Raw genomic sequence first — 14,591 nt, 5'->3', positions numbered from 1 at the left:
GTATGAGGTAATTTAAGAATGGACGGTGATATACAGAACTAAAATACTGAAGGAAAATAAGTGTAGTAGTGTAAATGGATTAACCTAGCAACGAAAAGAAAGGGAGGTTACCTATAGATGAATAAAGCTGAAGAAATTTTACGAATCAATCAATGTATCCTCCTACTTATTTGCGAGGTAGAACAAACTTCAGGAGAACATTCACCGATCCTATCTTTTAAAATAACTGGACAATCATTAACAAGAATGAATGAGCTGAAAATAATTACGTTCAATACGAGTGGTGAGCGTCGTTTTTTCAAATATGTAAATCCGACAGAATCGCAAATATATTTGAATACCGAAAATTAACCTGTCAAAGTGTAGAGGTGAAAAAATGAGAAAGCAATCAATACAAATAGATGAAAAGGTAGAAAGTATGATTGGTAAAAAAACAAGGAGCTTTACTAGTCGAAATCATCATGAAACACTGAATTCATTAATAAATAATTCATTTGATATCATATCAGTATTAGATCAGGAAGGGTTGATTACATATCAAAGCAGCTCAGTTACACAAGTGCTAGGGTATGAACCCAATCAATTGATTGGGAGCAGTTATTTAGATTGGGTTTATGAAGAAGATGTAACGATTGCCGAAGAGTTGTTGAACGCTTGTTTGCAAAGTTTGGAAACGGTCACAAAGAAAGCTGAATTAAGAATGCAGCATGCTGATGGTGAATATTTAATTTTTGAAGTTAATGTTATGAATTTACTTGAAGATGAGAATGTAAGAGGAATTGTTTTCAATTATCGTGATATCTCGGAAAGAAAAGAATTTGAACAAAAAATGGAACGAATGGCTTATTATGATTATTTAACAGGATTACCTAATCGCTATATGTTGGATAAGCTACTTTCTGATGAAATAAAAGTTAACAAGAGCAGCGCAATATTATTCATTGATTTAGATCGGTTCAAAGTGATTAATGACAGTATGGGTTATCATATCGGAGATTTGTTATTAATAGAAGTTTCAAAACGTTTAGAAACATGTCTTGATGACTATGACCGTTTGTTTCGACAAGGGGATGATGAATTTATTATCATCCTTTCTAATGCAGATAAAGAAAGAGCGATGAAAGCATCAAAAATGGTTTTGAAATCGTTAAATTACCCATTTCAAATTCAAAATCAAACTGTTTTTACGTCACCTAGTATTGGAATAAGCTTGTTTCCAGAGGATGGTTGTTTGCCTGAGCAATTGCTAAAAAATGCTGATTTTGCTTTGTATCAAGCAAAAAAGCTTGGTAGGAACCGGGTGCAATTTTACTTTCCAACAGAAACGAAAACGATGCATCCATTAAAAATTGAAGTAGAGTTGCATAAGGCGTTAAATCGTGAACAGTTTGTTTTACATTACCAACCTAAAATTGATTTGAAAACGGGAAATGTTATTGGGGTAGAAGCATTAATCCGCTGGAATCACCCAGAGTGGGGCATGGTTTCTCCAGGAACATTTATCCCAGTAGCTGAGGAAACTGGGTTAATCTCTTCAATTGGAGAGTGGGCGATCAAAACGGCTTGTGCACAAAATAAGCTTTGGCATAAACAAGGATTTGAAACTGTTATGTCTGTGAATCTATCGCCTTTACAATTTATGCAAGTAGATTTAGTAGACTCTATTGAACAAACACTTAAAGAAACAGGCCTAAAACCACAGCTTTTAGAATTAGAAATAACAGAAAGTATGACAGCTAATATTGATCAAGCGATTGCGACACTTCATGATCTTAAAAGGCTTGGAGTAAAAATTAGTATTGATGACTTTGGGACTGGATTTAGTTCACTTACTTATTTAAAGCAGCTCCCAGTTGATACATTGAAAATTGATCAATCATTTGTCCGTGAACTGACTAACAAAAATGATGAGACGATTGTAAAGACGATTCTTTCAATGGCTCATAATCTTAATCTGAACGTAGTAGCAGAAGGGATTGAAACAAAAGAGCAGCTTGTATTTTTACAGCAGCATTTATGTAATGAAGGACAAGGTTATTTTTTTAGTAAGCCGGTAACAGCAGATGAAATACCTTTGTTTGTCGAGTCTATTCATCAAAAAGTAAATGACTTCGGACTCACAAAAGAAGAGATAGAACGAATTTGGTCTGGTGCGTTACAGCTTGAAGAGAAATACAATCTGTTAGGTGAAAATATTTCAGAATTGCTAACGATCATAGACAAAAGAGGGAAAGTACTTTATGCGTCACCGTCTCACAAGGTAATTCTGGGTTACGCGCTTTCGGCATTAGTAGAGAGTTGTTACTTTACGAAGGTTCATCCTGAAGATAGCTCATTTTTTCAGGAAAGCATAAGATCAATTTTACAAAAGAGACAACCACACCAAATCGAAGTACGTTATTTACATGAAACAGGCAGATATATTTTACAAGAGTTATCGATTTCGCCAGTCATTGATAAGCAAGGTGAGATTGATAAATTTGTTGTAATTGGGAGAGATATTACAGAAAAACGAAAAGTAGAAAATTTATTAAGGAAATCTGAGAAATTTGAAGTGTTAGGCGAAGTAGCAGCAGGTATTGCTCATGAGATTAGAAATCCAATTACTTCGATTAAGGGCTTTATTTACTTATTAGAGCAAGGTGATTTTAAACAAGAATATTTTGATGTCATTTATTCTTCTTTTTCTCAATTAGAGGAGTATATAAAAGAGTTTCTAACCATTTCTAATCCCCAGTTGAATCAAGAATTGATTGTTGACATGTCAAAATTGTTTGATGATGTGTTAATAGCGCTCGAGTCTGAGTTGAGTGAAAAAAATGTACAAATTTCGATAGAGAAAAAATCGGACATTCCGAAAGTGAAATGTGATCCGACTCAAGTGAAACGAGTGTTTTACCATTTAATTTCAAATGGAATTGAAGCCATCCAAGACGAAGGGATAGTTAAGCTTCAGTTAAGTAGAGAAGGTTCTAATCTAGTAATTAAGGTGATAGATAATGGGAGTGGGATGACTGAAGAACGATTAGAAAGGTTGGGGGAGCCTTTTTATAGTAATAAAGAAAAGGGGACTGGTCTAGGATTAATGCTTTGTTATCGAATCATCTCAAAACATAACGGGACCATTTTAGTTACTAGCAAAGAGCATATTGGCACGACAGTAGAGGTGAGATTACCTGGTTTAAATTCTTAAATTAACGCTTCAACCGATTATAGTGATGAGGAGAGCTAATAAAAATAATGATAATAAATTTTAAATTTTCTGAATAATAAATAGGGAAAGTGTTTAAATCCAAAGTAGAGAGGTGAAGTCAATGAACGGGAGAGAACTATGGGGCACACGTGCTGGTTTTATTTTGGCGGCCATTGGTTCTGCAGTTGGCTTAGGTAACATTTGGAGATTTCCGTATGTCGCTTATGAAAACGGAGGAGGAGCTTTCTTTTTACCGTATTTATTTGCTCTCTTAACTGCTGGTATTCCTCTTCTCATTATGGAGTTTACGCTTGGCCACAAATATCGTGGTTCAGCACCACTTTCCTATGCACGCATGAATAAAAAGGCCGAATGGATCGGTTGGTGGCAAGTCGCCATTGCCTTTGTAATTGCAACATATTATTCAGTTATTATAGCTTGGGCAATGTCTTACACGTATTTTGCCTTTAACCAAAGATGGGGAGAAGATACCGGTGGCTTCTTAATGGGTGAGTATCTCCAGCGTGTTGATGTTGTCTCAGGAGGAGTCCCAGGAGACCTTGGTGCTCTTGTACCGGGTGTGTTAATCCCACTGGTCATCGTTTGGATTATTACACTAGGTGTATTATTTAAAGGGGTTAAACGTGGGATCGAAATTGCAAACCGCATTTTTATTCCTCTTCTCGTTGCAATGTTCCTACTGATAGTGATTCGTGCCATTACCCTCGATGGTGCTTTAATTGGATTGGATGCTTTCTTTAAACCAAATTGGAGTGAAATCATGTCTCCGGGGGTCTGGGTAGCAGCTTATGGTCAAATCTTCTTCAGTCTATCCATTGCCTTTGCGATTATGATTACGTACTCGAGTTATTTATCGAAAAAGTCGGATATTACAAATAACGCATTTATAACTGGCTTTAGTAACTCGAGTTTCGAACTTTTAGCAGGGATAGGTGTCTTTGCTGCACTTGGGTTTATGGCGAGTGCGACGAACGTGGCAGTAGCCGACGTGGCTGATGCAGGAATTGGGCTGGCCTTTGTTGTCTTCCCTGAAATTATAAACACATTCCCAGGAATGAACGGGTTATTTGGAGTACTATTTTTCGGATCGCTAGTGCTTGCTGGGCTTTCATCTCTCATCTCAATTGTTGAGACATTTATTGCTGGTATTCAAGATAAGTTCAAGTTTTCACGTCGTAAAGCAGTTGTGATAGGTGGAGGATTATCTGCTGTTATTTCGCTATTGTTTGCGACTCAAGGTGGGTTATTCTTCTTAGATGCAGCCGATTACTTTATTAACCAATTTGGTGTTGCATTTGCTGGTCTTGTTTCAGTTATTGCTGTTTCTTGGTTTGCTAAGAAATTGCCTGAACTCCAAACGCATGCGGATGGGGTTTCCGATTTCAGATTAGGAGTATGGTGGAGAATTTGTTTAAGCATTATTACTCCTATTGTATTAGGTTTTATGTTCATTCAGAATTTAGTCGAGAATATTACGAATAACTATGAAGGCTACTCAACTGGCTTCTTGATTGGTGCAGGGTGGAGTGTAGCAGTAGCTGCAATCATCATTGGGTTCATTTTTGCGAAAACAAAATGGAAAAAAGGTGACTTGTAATATAGAAAATACAAAAGGAGTTGAGTTCTATGAGTGGTGGAGCTGTAACGATGATGATTCTTGGAATGATAATCATTTGGGGAGGGTTAGGATTAAGCATTGCCAATGCTGTTAAAGTTGCAAAAGCGAGAAAGTAAGTAGTGGAAGAGAGGCTTGCAGGCTTATGACCTACAAGCCTCTTTTTTGTTGTAGGGAAGAACTCTTTAAATAGATAAAACATTTTGTAATAACGATAGATAGCCCGACTATAACAATGTAGGTAAGAAATAGGTGGAAGTACGTAGTAGCTTTATGAAATTGAAACATCTTAAAAACAACTAAATAAGGTTTGAAGATAAACGAAAGAACTAGCATCATCCCGAGAGAATACAGGTAAAAGTTCTTTTTGTTGTTAAGAGTCCATTGGTAAAGCAACATAAAGATAACCGGAATGAGGGAAACATCTAAGCCGAAATTGACAGGCATAAACGGGATTAACTGATGTGGATAACTCCAAAAACCAAACCTTACACCAAAAGTATCAAAATAGGTAAACCAAACGTGAATATTGAAGCCGAAGAAACCAATATGGAATGCTTTGCTACGGTCAATTTTCAAGTAAAGGAAAATCAAAGGAGCAACAAACATAAAAAGATTCACCCAAAAGTAAATGGTCCCAGGTCCTGAGTATTGAATCCAATAATCAATCACCCCTCGTGCAACTTCTTCTTGTGACTCTGTTAAGTTTCTTAAGGTTTGAATTTGTTCTTTGGTCATATATATTATCCTTTTTCATAAATATTTTCAAGAACGTGATTAGGAATGCGGTTAAACATACGCTTGTTTAAATTTTGTTAGTATTTAAGTGCCACTGTCTTGGTATATCTATTTTGTGCTTAAACTGCCAAATTATCTATATTTAAGAAAGAAAAGTGCTAGCGAACTATATGTGCTAAATCCCTTGTATTTGTAAAAGATTAAATATGATTTATGCCCCTGCAAGAATTTCTTTGCAGGGGTATAAACTTTGTAATGAAATCGTTCACAGTTATTTTTTCTTTTTTCGTTCTTGATACGCTTTTCGTTCCCATTGTTTTAAGGATGGATACGGATCATACGACCATTCTATCTTGCCATTATCTCGATACATACCGTAATGAAGGTGTGGTGGGAATTTCCCTTGAGTTCCAGGCTTCCCGTATCCAGAACTTCCACAATAGCCAATAACATCTCCTGGGGCTACGATTGAGCCTTCCTCGATGCCTTTTTCAAACCCACTTAAGTGTGCGTAATAGTGGTAGACGTTATCAAGATCACGAATTCCGACACGCCAACCACCATATCGATTCCAACCTTTTATTTCAACTCGACCGTAGGCAGTGGCGAGTATTGGGACATTATAATTAGCGAAAATATCTGTTCCTTCATGAATCCTGCGACCTCCCCATCCTCGTCTATCGCCCCAAGTGTTTTTGTAACTAAAGTTATGATGCAGTGGCATTGGGAAAGAATGATCATCTAAATCTAAGCGATCATATTCTTCGTAGACTAGTGCATGCCCATGAACAATGCGAACGGATTGATCGCGTTTATATCGTTCCCAAAGAGCAATGCGAAAGTCATCTTCATTAAAGCCATACCTTTCAATATAATGAGCAAGCGTATAAAGTACATCCTCATCGTTATTTCGATCTGCTAGTCCATCACCATCACCATCTAATCCGATTCCTCCAAACATTTGGATAGAAAGTGGGTGTGTATCTTCCTTGTTCGGGTTAAATTCACCTGCCCATTCATCTTCAGAGTAATATACAGCAATAAGACCTTCCTCTTTCGGTCTGTCTCTTAGAGCACGACGCAGCCCACGTTCGTACGTATCAACAGCTGCCAAGTATTGCCACGGAACATTTGTAATCGTCTCGACTTTTTTATATAGATCCATTCGTTTTTCATAAATCTGTTCTGTTGACAACTCTTCTTTTTCAGCTGCTTGGACAAAAGGAAGAGTGACAAACACCATAATAAGTGCTAATACGATGATTTTTTGAAATCTCATGATAATCTCCTTTCCAATTCTTAAAAGAAAGTACTGTTTGTCGTCCACGTTTTTCTTCTTTATATAGTGTGGGATAAAAAGTTCGAAAAATTGGTGTGAATGATTGGAAATTTTGAGCGACCATTTGGTTATTTTTTTAAAATCATGATAAAGTAGTAGGTGAAATGGAATTTTGGATGGAGTGAGCTAAATTGGCAAAGAAAGAAGAACATTTACGTAAGCCGGATTGGTTAAAAATAAAGCTAAATACGAACGAATCCTATACTGGTCTAAAAAAGATGATGCGTGAAAATAAACTAAATACTGTTTGTGAAGAAGCACGTTGTCCTAATATTCATGAGTGTTGGGCAACTCGTAAAACTGCAACCTTCATGATTCTTGGTGATGTATGTACAAGAGCTTGTCGCTTCTGTGCTGTAAAAACAGGTTTACCAAATGAACTCGATTTACAAGAGCCGGAACGAGTAGCTGATTCTGTTGAGACGATGGGATTGAAGCATGTTGTTATTACAGCAGTAGCACGAGATGATTTAAAAGACGGAGGATCTGCTGTATTTGCAGAAACGGTTCGTGCCGTCAGACGTCGTAATCCATTTTGTACTATTGAAGTATTGCCGTCGGACATGCTTGGAAGTTACGAGAACTTACAAACGTTAATGGATGCTCGTCCTAACATTATGAATCATAATATTGAAACAGTTCGTCGCTTAACACCGCGGGTTCGCGCGCGTGCTACATACGAGCGTACACTGGAGTTTCTAAAACGCGCAAAAGAATTACACTCTGATATTCCTACGAAGTCAAGTTTAATGATTGGTCTTGGTGAAACGAAAGAAGAGATTATCGAAACAATGGATGATCTTCGTGCTGCAGATGTGGACATTATGACAATCGGTCAATACTTGCAACCGACGAAAAAACATTTAAAAGTACAAAAGTATTATTCACCGGATGAATTTAATGAACTTAAAGAAATTGCGATGGAAAAAGGATTCAGTCATTGTGAAAGTGGTCCACTTGTCCGTTCCTCATACCATGCTGATGAGCAAGTAAATGAAGCACAAGTTCGTGCTGAAGCAAAAAAAGTAACAAATCAATAATAAGAAAGGAGCGTTGATAAAACGCTCCTTTCTCTATGCGCCAGTTACTATTTTTCAAGTAAACGCTCTTGTTTCGATTCCATATTGTCAACATTGTCGTCGGTATCTTCGTCATATGCTCCTTGAGGTGAAGCTTGTCTCATTTCGTCAATGGTTGCTTCGATTGTAGTATCGAGTTCGCCGGTAGCAGACGTCATATGTTGAAAGCGCTCAACCTCATCAAAAAGATCATGATTATCCGAAATATAAACTTCATAGTAACGTGGGACAACAGATAAGGCACTGCGCTTCACTTGGTCTGCAACAAACTCGCGCTCATCAGTATCTGAATCATACACAACGAGGACGTATTTGTCGGTTACAAGAGAGGCTGCCTCATTTATTTCATTATTCGTAAGAACCATGCGCGTGACAGCATCAGAAAGTCTACCACGATCTACTACAGGAATGGCCTCTTGACGACCATTTTGTACGACGAGCTCTCTTTCATAACGAGTATAACCATAGTGATTGTAGTCCTGGGTCTGGTTTGCCTGATTAATTGGATAATAACCTTGGTTAGGTTGGTGACTATCGTAATTTGCTGTACGTTGCAATGTTTGGCCTTGTTCAGGCATTTGGCAGCCAGTCACAAGCATAACAGTTGCAAGTCCACTAACAAGTAAAGATTTTTTTATCATATCGAAACCCCCTTTCTTTTCAGAATGACCATTTGAATACACTTTTACAGCTAGTAAATAGTGGTGGTTCTAAAAAAGGAGAGAAAGCTGTTGCAACAGTAGGTTTAACGTATGTATAATGAATGAAGCAAAGATAAAGAGGTGAGCCACATGGTTCGCATTCAAGGGATGCAATTTGAAATTATTGAAGATGTTAAAAATGGCTGGGATGAAGAAGCGTTTAAGGCACGCTATGCAGATGTGCTAAATAAGTATGATTATATTGTCGGAGACTGGGGCTATAACCAATTGCGACTGAGAGGCTTTTTTGAAGACAGACATAAAAAATCAACATTTGATACGAAAATTAGTACATTACCTGATTATCTGTATGAGTACTGCAATTTTGGTTGTGCATATTTTGTTATAAAAAAAGTGAAAGAACAAAAGGAAAAGCAGTCAAGCTAATGTAGCGTGACTGCTTTTGTCCGTGAAAGGAAGAGGATGGGGCTGTCATCGCTCTTTAAAAGCTACTGTTCATCCTCAAGCCTTCTAGCATGCGCATCTTCCTGCTCACTTACATCGTTTGTTGTATACGGGGGCTCTTCGTTTTTATTAGGATCATCATGAGTGATATGAGCCCCAGGGAACTGCCTTGGTAAATTTTGATGCAGTGAACGAAATTCATACGCGAGGTTACTGTAATATTGTTGCCCGGGTTCCCAAGGTGTGCTCTTGTTTTCCACAGGCTCATCGTGATTGATCGGTGACCCATACGGCCCCTCAGGAAGTTCTTCTGCAGTAAGGAAATTTCGCTGTGTTTCCACATTTGAGAAATCAAAAAACTTTCTTTCCTCTTTATCAGTCATGAAAAGACACCTCCTAAGGATACCGTTCCCCAAAGAGACTCATTTTACTAACAATTAAACAGTTTCATGTAAAAAAGAACGGAGCTCCTCAGCATCTTCTGCAGATAAACGAAAAGCATGCTCTAAGTAACCAGGCTCTTCAAGGTCATCAGCTCCAATAATTGCAAACCGGTTAGATTGAACATCAAGTACAAGCTGTTTGCCATAGTATCTTGAAGAATTTACGATGGCAAGATCAAATCGCTGCTGTTCCCCCATAAAACTTACATAGCGAGTCCTAGTCTCTTCGGTATCATCATATAAATAAAAGCGCTCGGACAATATGTATCGCCCCTTTCTAATATGGATGTCATCATCATACCATGTGTTGAGGTTGGATGAAATCAAGAAAAGGTTAAAAAAGTAAGCTATGGAATAATGCTCGTCTATTCTGAAATGATGTATACTAAGAATTAATAAGGGATATCTCTTTTTTAATATTGAGGGTAAGGTGGAGGAATCATTATGTATTTTGTGGACCGAGAAAAAATTGAACAAACGCTTATTAATATGGAGCTCCTACAAGGTCATTTCGGTGAGGTAAGCACGTCCAGTGAATTAACAGAAAAGTTAGCATTAGAACGCTTAGCATATGTTACGATTGAATCAATTATTGATGTCGGCAACAGTATGATTGATGGCTTTATTATGAGAGACCCAGGTGGTTATGAGGATATAATAGACATTTTAGAGGATGAAAAAGTAATTAAACAAGAAGATGCTATTGGGTTGAAGGAAATAATTGGTCTAAGAAAACAACTCGTTACAAATTACTCAGAAGTAAATCACAAGCAGCTTGTTAATACAATAACAGCTAATGAAGAATCCTTAACACGTTTTCCAACTGAAGTAAGAAGGTATTTAACCGAAGAACTAGGTCCGGTAAGTGCGTTTTTACCAAAAGATAAGTAATCGAAATTGAACCAAAAGGAAAGGCGTCTTTTGGTTATTTAAAAGGCAATGGCTACGCACGATGCGCGAGAGGAAGGGAAAGAGCGCCCCTTCCTCTCTGAAAGAAGGCATCGGCTTCGCTCATTGCATAGAAATTGAACCAAAAGGAAAGGCACCTTTTGGTTCAATTTCTTGCATTTTTTGGGTGATGGCCTAAAATGGGGTTAAGGATGGTGATCGTTGTGAGGAATGAAGCGCTCTCTACACGTCAAGTCATCTTAACTCTTTTAAAACGCAATCAAGAGCTAACGGTTTCTTCTTTGGCTACAGAATTAGAAGTAACAGAGATGGCAGTTCGTAGACATTTGCGAGGGATGGAGAAAGATGGTTTAATTGCCTCTAGATTAGTGAAACAGGCAATGGGGAGACCATTACACAAATACTATTTAACTGAAAAAGGAAGCGAAACGTTTCCACGTAATTACAGCGATTTATCATTAGGAATTCTTCAGGATGTTGAAAAACTAAGTGGCAGTGGCATTGTCGATCAATTATTCCAACAGAGAAGAGATCGACTATATGAAAAATATGAATCAATTGTAAAAGGTTCATTCGATGATCGTGTAAAGGCTTTAGCTCGTATTCAAAGTGAAGGTGGATATATGGTTGAATACAAAGAAGTTAACGAGGGAGAATACGAATTTATCGAGTATAACTGTCCTATTGCTCAAGTAGCGAAAGAATATCCCGTTGCTTGCACTTGTGAACAACAACTTTTCAAAAAATTACTAAATACCGATTACGTTGAGCGAAAATCGTGTATAGCTAAAGAGAACACAACTAGTTGTGTATATAAAATAATCGACAAAAATAAGCTAAAGTCATAGAGGGTTTTTGTCTTCTATAGGAAGAGGGAGTTATGAAAGAGTATAAAGGCTTTTTGATTGATTTAGATGGAACGGTTTATCGAGGTACGGAAAAAATCGATGAAGCTGTAACTTTTGTTAAGGAGATTGAAAAAAGAGGCTTGCCGTATTTGTTTGTCACGAACAATTCGACAAAACGCCCAGATCAAGTTGCCGAGCACTTGCGTGAAATGGATGTTCCGGCTACTGCACAACACGTGTTTACAACGAGTATGGCAACCGCTACATATATTTCAGAGCAAAAGAAACATGCTCGTGTATGTATGATTGGTGAAATAGGTTTGAAACATGCTCTTGAAGAGGAAGGTCATGAGATCGTCAATGAAGATGCAGATTTTGTTGTGATGGGCCTTGATCGTTCGATAACCTATGAAAAATTAGCAACAGCAGCATTAAATATTCGAGCAGGAGCAACGTTTATTGCTACAAATGGCGATGTTGCTTTACCGACTGAAAGAGGATTACTGCCTGGTGCGGGATCACTAGTGTCTGTACTATCAGTTTCAACAGGTGTTACCCCGAAGTTTATCGGCAAGCCAGAATCCATTATTGTCGAACAAGCATTAGATGTTATTGGGTTAACAAAAGAAGAAACGGTTATGATTGGTGATAACTATCATACGGATATTCTTGCTGGTATAAGAGCGGGAATGGACACGCTGATGGTGTATACAGGAGTCTCAACGAAAGAACAAGTAGCATCGTTTGAAGAAAAGCCTACCCACGCGATTGATTCACTTGCTGAATGGACGCTTGAATAAGATTAAAAGGGCAGACCTAGTATTTTTATACTTGTAGGTCTGCCTAATTGTTGTATTTGAATCCTTATTCAATTGGGAGTTTAATTGTTACGGTTGTCCCTTTGTTAACTTCACTTTCAAAATCAATTGTCCCTTGGTGAGCTTGAATGATTTTGTAACTTACTGCTAACCCTAAACCAGTTCCTTTTTCTTTCGAAGAATAAAACGGTTCCCCTAATTGATGCAATCTTTCTTGATCAATTCCATTCCCATCATCCGAAATTGAAATTTGTAATTTTTGATTTCTCACTCCAACGTGGATTTGAATTAATTTTGCATCTGCTTCAAAAGAATTTTTAATGATATTAATAAATAGTTGTTTTAGTTGATTTGGTTCACACTGTATAGGTGGTAGCTGCTCGTTTTTACTATAGTCTATTATGACATTATATAAATTAGCTTGTGATTCGAGTAGCCACATCACACTAGCAAATAGTTGATTAATGTCACATGTTTCAAACTGTACTTCCCGTGGCTTACCCAGTGCTAGTAGTTCACTCGATATTTGGTTGATACGTTCCAATTCATCAAGGATGATGTGGTAGTAGGAGTGATACTTGTCATCACTTGACTGCATGAATTGTATAAATCCTTTTATAGAGGTTAATGGATTTCTGATTTCATGTGCGACACTTGCAGCAAGTTCTCCAACAACAGATAATTTTTCTGTTTTTCGTAATCGTTCTTCCGTTTCTAGTTCTTTCGTTATATCTCTTGCAGAACCAATAGCTCCTAGTACTTCGTCATCGATAACAGTTGGAACAACTGTGCACGTGAAAATTCGTTTTGTTCCATCTTTATGGAAAATCGTTATTTCCTCATTTACTAAGACTTCCTTTTCGTTTAAAACTTTTGAAAAAGCTCGTTTCACTTTCTTTTTGCTTTTGTTTTCTATAATTGGTAGTATAGGCTTTCCTAGAAATTCATTAGCTTCATAGCCTGTCATTTCTTTAAACTTTGGATTTAATTCTATTGCTTCTCCCTTACGATTTAAAATGTAGACTAACTCGGGATTAAACTCAACTAACGACTTGTAATTTTGCCTACTTTTTTCAAGTTTTCTTTCAACTCTTATTTGTTCTGTTATGTCTCTTCCCAACACAAAGAGTTCTTTTCGGCTGCCATCATCATTAAAAATAGGAATTTTAATCGTATCAAATGTTTTGTATCCACCTTCTGGGAGGGGAATTTGTTCTATACAACTTGAAGCTTTACCAATTTTCCATGCCTTTTCATCAGATAATTTACAATAGTTGAAAGCATCTCGATAAAATTCGTTGTACTGAGCTAATTCTGAGTCCTTTTTGCCAACATAATCGACGTGTTCAATTTGAAATAACTTTAAGGCGAAATCATTTGCTTGCATCCATCTGCCTTCCCCATCTTTGAAGTTAACAAAATCAACCATAGAATTAATTAATGTTTCAAGTTTTCTCTTTTCAGCCTTCACAGTTTCGTTTTCTTCTTTTTTTAGAAACGCATAGTAAATAAAGAAACTTGTTAAAGCGAGAAAAACCAGCCCTTTTATTTGTTGTGCAAGTATATATATGCTAAGTTCTGTATTCATTTGAGCAACTAGATAATCAGTTCCAAAAATCCAGACAATACCAAAAAATATGTAGATTATAATTTTTTTCTTTTTATCCATATTAGCTCCCCCAAAACGCTGTCTCAATAGTTAATTGTACCACTGTATGGGAGTTTATGAATTAACAATTTTCTCCTAAAAAAAATCTTCTCCAAGTCGACTGCAATAAGTGGATGGTTCTCCCAAATCCTTTTTATTGCGTATGAGTTGTCAACTGTGGAAAAGACTTTTTATAAATATAAATTATTCTGTATTAGCAGCTCTATGAGCGAGACGACTTGAAGCAGCAGCAGCTATAGCTCCAACAATATCATCAAGAAATGTATGGCATTCTCCGGAGTTCTTATCATTTAATTTTTCTAAAATACCTGGTTTTTGCTTATCAATATAGCCATAATTAGTGAAACCAATCGATCCGTAGACGTTAACGATGGATAGAGCGATGATTTCGTCAACCCCATACAGGCTTTCATCTCGGTCGATAATTCCTTGGAGAGGTTCATCAAGTTGTTTTTTTTCAGCGAGGATATCTAATTGAATTCCGGTGATGATTGCATTCTGTACTTCGCGCTTACGAATCACCTTATCAACGTGCTCTAAACAAACATTAAGTTCAAGATCTGGGTGATATTTCACTTGAAGAAAATAGACAAGTTCTGCAATGTCTTCTAATGTAACCCCACGTTCAACTAACCATTCTCTAGCTTTTGTTTCGACTTCATCCATATTTCGTTTTGTCATAGTGGCACCTCCATTGGCATTTCCTGCCTTCAATTCAGACTATAGGCTAATACTAGTCTACTGTCCACTAACACATTTTATTCATTTGGGTCATAGACTAGGAAAAGGAGTAAAGTTTTAAAGGAGGGAAGT

The 14,591-nt window shown here is 37.2% G+C and carries 16 protein-coding genes; 9 read left to right on the top strand and 7 right to left on the bottom strand.

Annotated elements, in window-relative coordinates; genetic code table 11:
* Nucleotides 1–117: 117 nt before the first annotated feature.
* The 4 genes from AC1FXZ_RS07090 to AC1FXZ_RS07075 all read left to right on the top strand — a co-directional run bounded on the left by AC1FXZ_RS07090 (nucleotide 118) and on the right by AC1FXZ_RS07075 (nucleotide 4,948).
* Nucleotides 118–351 (top strand): hypothetical protein, encoded by a 234-nt coding sequence (locus tag AC1FXZ_RS07090; RefSeq protein ID WP_480052011.1) that lies wholly within the window; start codon nucleotides 118–120, stop codon nucleotides 349–351.
* 25 nt (nucleotides 352–376) lie between these two features.
* A complete protein-coding gene (locus tag AC1FXZ_RS07085; protein WP_480052010.1) occupies nucleotides 377–3,193 on the top strand; it encodes an EAL domain-containing protein in 2,817 nt (938 codons plus the stop codon).
* 121 nt (nucleotides 3,194–3,314) lie between these two features.
* Nucleotides 3,315–4,811, top strand: coding sequence for a sodium-dependent transporter (locus AC1FXZ_RS07080; RefSeq protein WP_480052009.1), 1,497 nt, complete (start codon nucleotides 3,315–3,317; stop codon nucleotides 4,809–4,811).
* A 29-nt stretch (nucleotides 4,812–4,840) separates the two neighbouring features.
* Nucleotides 4,841–4,948: a methionine/alanine import family NSS transporter small subunit gene (locus tag AC1FXZ_RS07075; RefSeq protein ID WP_480052008.1), complete on the top strand. Its 108-nt coding sequence runs from the start codon at nucleotides 4,841–4,843 to the stop codon at nucleotides 4,946–4,948.
* 31 nt (nucleotides 4,949–4,979) lie between these two features.
* On the opposite strand, the gene AC1FXZ_RS07070 is transcribed toward AC1FXZ_RS07075, so the two are convergent.
* Both AC1FXZ_RS07070 and AC1FXZ_RS07065 read right to left on the bottom strand, forming a co-directional pair.
* Entirely contained in the window at nucleotides 4,980–5,567 is a 588-nt protein-coding gene (locus tag AC1FXZ_RS07070; protein ID WP_480052007.1) for a CBO0543 family protein, read from the bottom strand.
* Nucleotides 5,568–5,838: 271 nt separating this feature from the next.
* Entirely contained in the window at nucleotides 5,839–6,846 is a 1,008-nt protein-coding gene (locus AC1FXZ_RS07065; RefSeq protein WP_480052006.1) for a M23 family metallopeptidase, read from the bottom strand.
* A 191-nt stretch (nucleotides 6,847–7,037) separates the two neighbouring features.
* On the opposite strand from AC1FXZ_RS07065, the gene lipA reads away from it, so the two are divergent.
* Nucleotides 7,038–7,946: a lipoyl synthase gene (gene lipA, locus AC1FXZ_RS07060; protein WP_480052005.1), complete on the top strand. Its 909-nt coding sequence runs from the start codon at nucleotides 7,038–7,040 to the stop codon at nucleotides 7,944–7,946.
* A gap of 47 nt (nucleotides 7,947–7,993) precedes the next feature.
* Here lipA and AC1FXZ_RS07055 read toward each other — a convergent pair whose 3' ends face one another.
* The gene (locus AC1FXZ_RS07055; protein WP_480052004.1) at nucleotides 7,994–8,626 is read right to left on the bottom strand and encodes a YhcN/YlaJ family sporulation lipoprotein; all 633 of its coding nucleotides are present in this window, start codon (nucleotides 8,624–8,626) and stop codon (nucleotides 7,994–7,996) included.
* Between the two features lie 150 nt (nucleotides 8,627–8,776).
* On the opposite strand from AC1FXZ_RS07055, the gene AC1FXZ_RS07050 reads away from it, so the two are divergent.
* On the top strand, nucleotides 8,777–9,073 hold the full coding sequence (locus tag AC1FXZ_RS07050; protein ID WP_480052003.1) for a YutD family protein: 297 nt from the start codon (nucleotides 8,777–8,779) through the stop codon (nucleotides 9,071–9,073).
* A gap of 62 nt (nucleotides 9,074–9,135) precedes the next feature.
* Here AC1FXZ_RS07050 and AC1FXZ_RS07045 read toward each other — a convergent pair whose 3' ends face one another.
* Together AC1FXZ_RS07045 and AC1FXZ_RS07040 are read right to left on the bottom strand one after the other, a co-directional pair.
* Nucleotides 9,136–9,474: a cytosolic protein gene (locus AC1FXZ_RS07045; protein WP_480052002.1), complete on the bottom strand. Its 339-nt coding sequence runs from the start codon at nucleotides 9,472–9,474 to the stop codon at nucleotides 9,136–9,138.
* 54 nt (nucleotides 9,475–9,528) lie between these two features.
* Nucleotides 9,529–9,795: a DUF3055 domain-containing protein gene (locus tag AC1FXZ_RS07040; RefSeq protein ID WP_480052001.1), complete on the bottom strand. Its 267-nt coding sequence runs from the start codon at nucleotides 9,793–9,795 to the stop codon at nucleotides 9,529–9,531.
* Nucleotides 9,796–9,978: 183 nt separating this feature from the next.
* Between AC1FXZ_RS07040 and AC1FXZ_RS07035 the strand changes: the two genes are divergently transcribed.
* The 3 genes from AC1FXZ_RS07035 (at nucleotide 9,979) to AC1FXZ_RS07025 (ending at nucleotide 12,091) form a co-directional block, all read left to right on the top strand.
* Complete coding sequence (locus AC1FXZ_RS07035; RefSeq protein ID WP_480052000.1) at nucleotides 9,979–10,425, top strand: DUF86 domain-containing protein; 447 nt, start codon at nucleotides 9,979–9,981, stop codon at nucleotides 10,423–10,425.
* 197 nt (nucleotides 10,426–10,622) lie between these two features.
* Nucleotides 10,623–11,291, top strand: a complete 669-nt coding sequence (locus tag AC1FXZ_RS07030; protein WP_480051999.1) for a helix-turn-helix transcriptional regulator — start codon at nucleotides 10,623–10,625, stop codon at nucleotides 11,289–11,291.
* Between the two features lie 32 nt (nucleotides 11,292–11,323).
* Nucleotides 11,324–12,091, top strand: a complete 768-nt coding sequence (locus AC1FXZ_RS07025; protein ID WP_480051998.1) for a TIGR01457 family HAD-type hydrolase — start codon at nucleotides 11,324–11,326, stop codon at nucleotides 12,089–12,091.
* Nucleotides 12,092–12,155: 64 nt separating this feature from the next.
* Here AC1FXZ_RS07025 and AC1FXZ_RS07020 read toward each other — a convergent pair whose 3' ends face one another.
* On the bottom strand, nucleotides 12,156–13,778 hold the full coding sequence (locus AC1FXZ_RS07020; RefSeq protein ID WP_480051997.1) for a PAS domain S-box protein: 1,623 nt from the start codon (nucleotides 13,776–13,778) through the stop codon (nucleotides 12,156–12,158).
* A 183-nt stretch (nucleotides 13,779–13,961) separates the two neighbouring features.
* Nucleotides 13,962–14,459, bottom strand: coding sequence for a phosphatidylglycerophosphatase A family protein (locus tag AC1FXZ_RS07015; RefSeq protein WP_480051996.1), 498 nt, complete (start codon nucleotides 14,457–14,459; stop codon nucleotides 13,962–13,964).
* Between the last annotated feature and the right edge of the window lie 132 nt (nucleotides 14,460–14,591).

It is taken from the genome of Halalkalibacter sp. HAAS-P014, from assembly GCF_056619965.1.
Note: the sequence above shows the minus strand (reverse complement) of the source record. Positions and strands in the feature narration are given on the sequence as shown.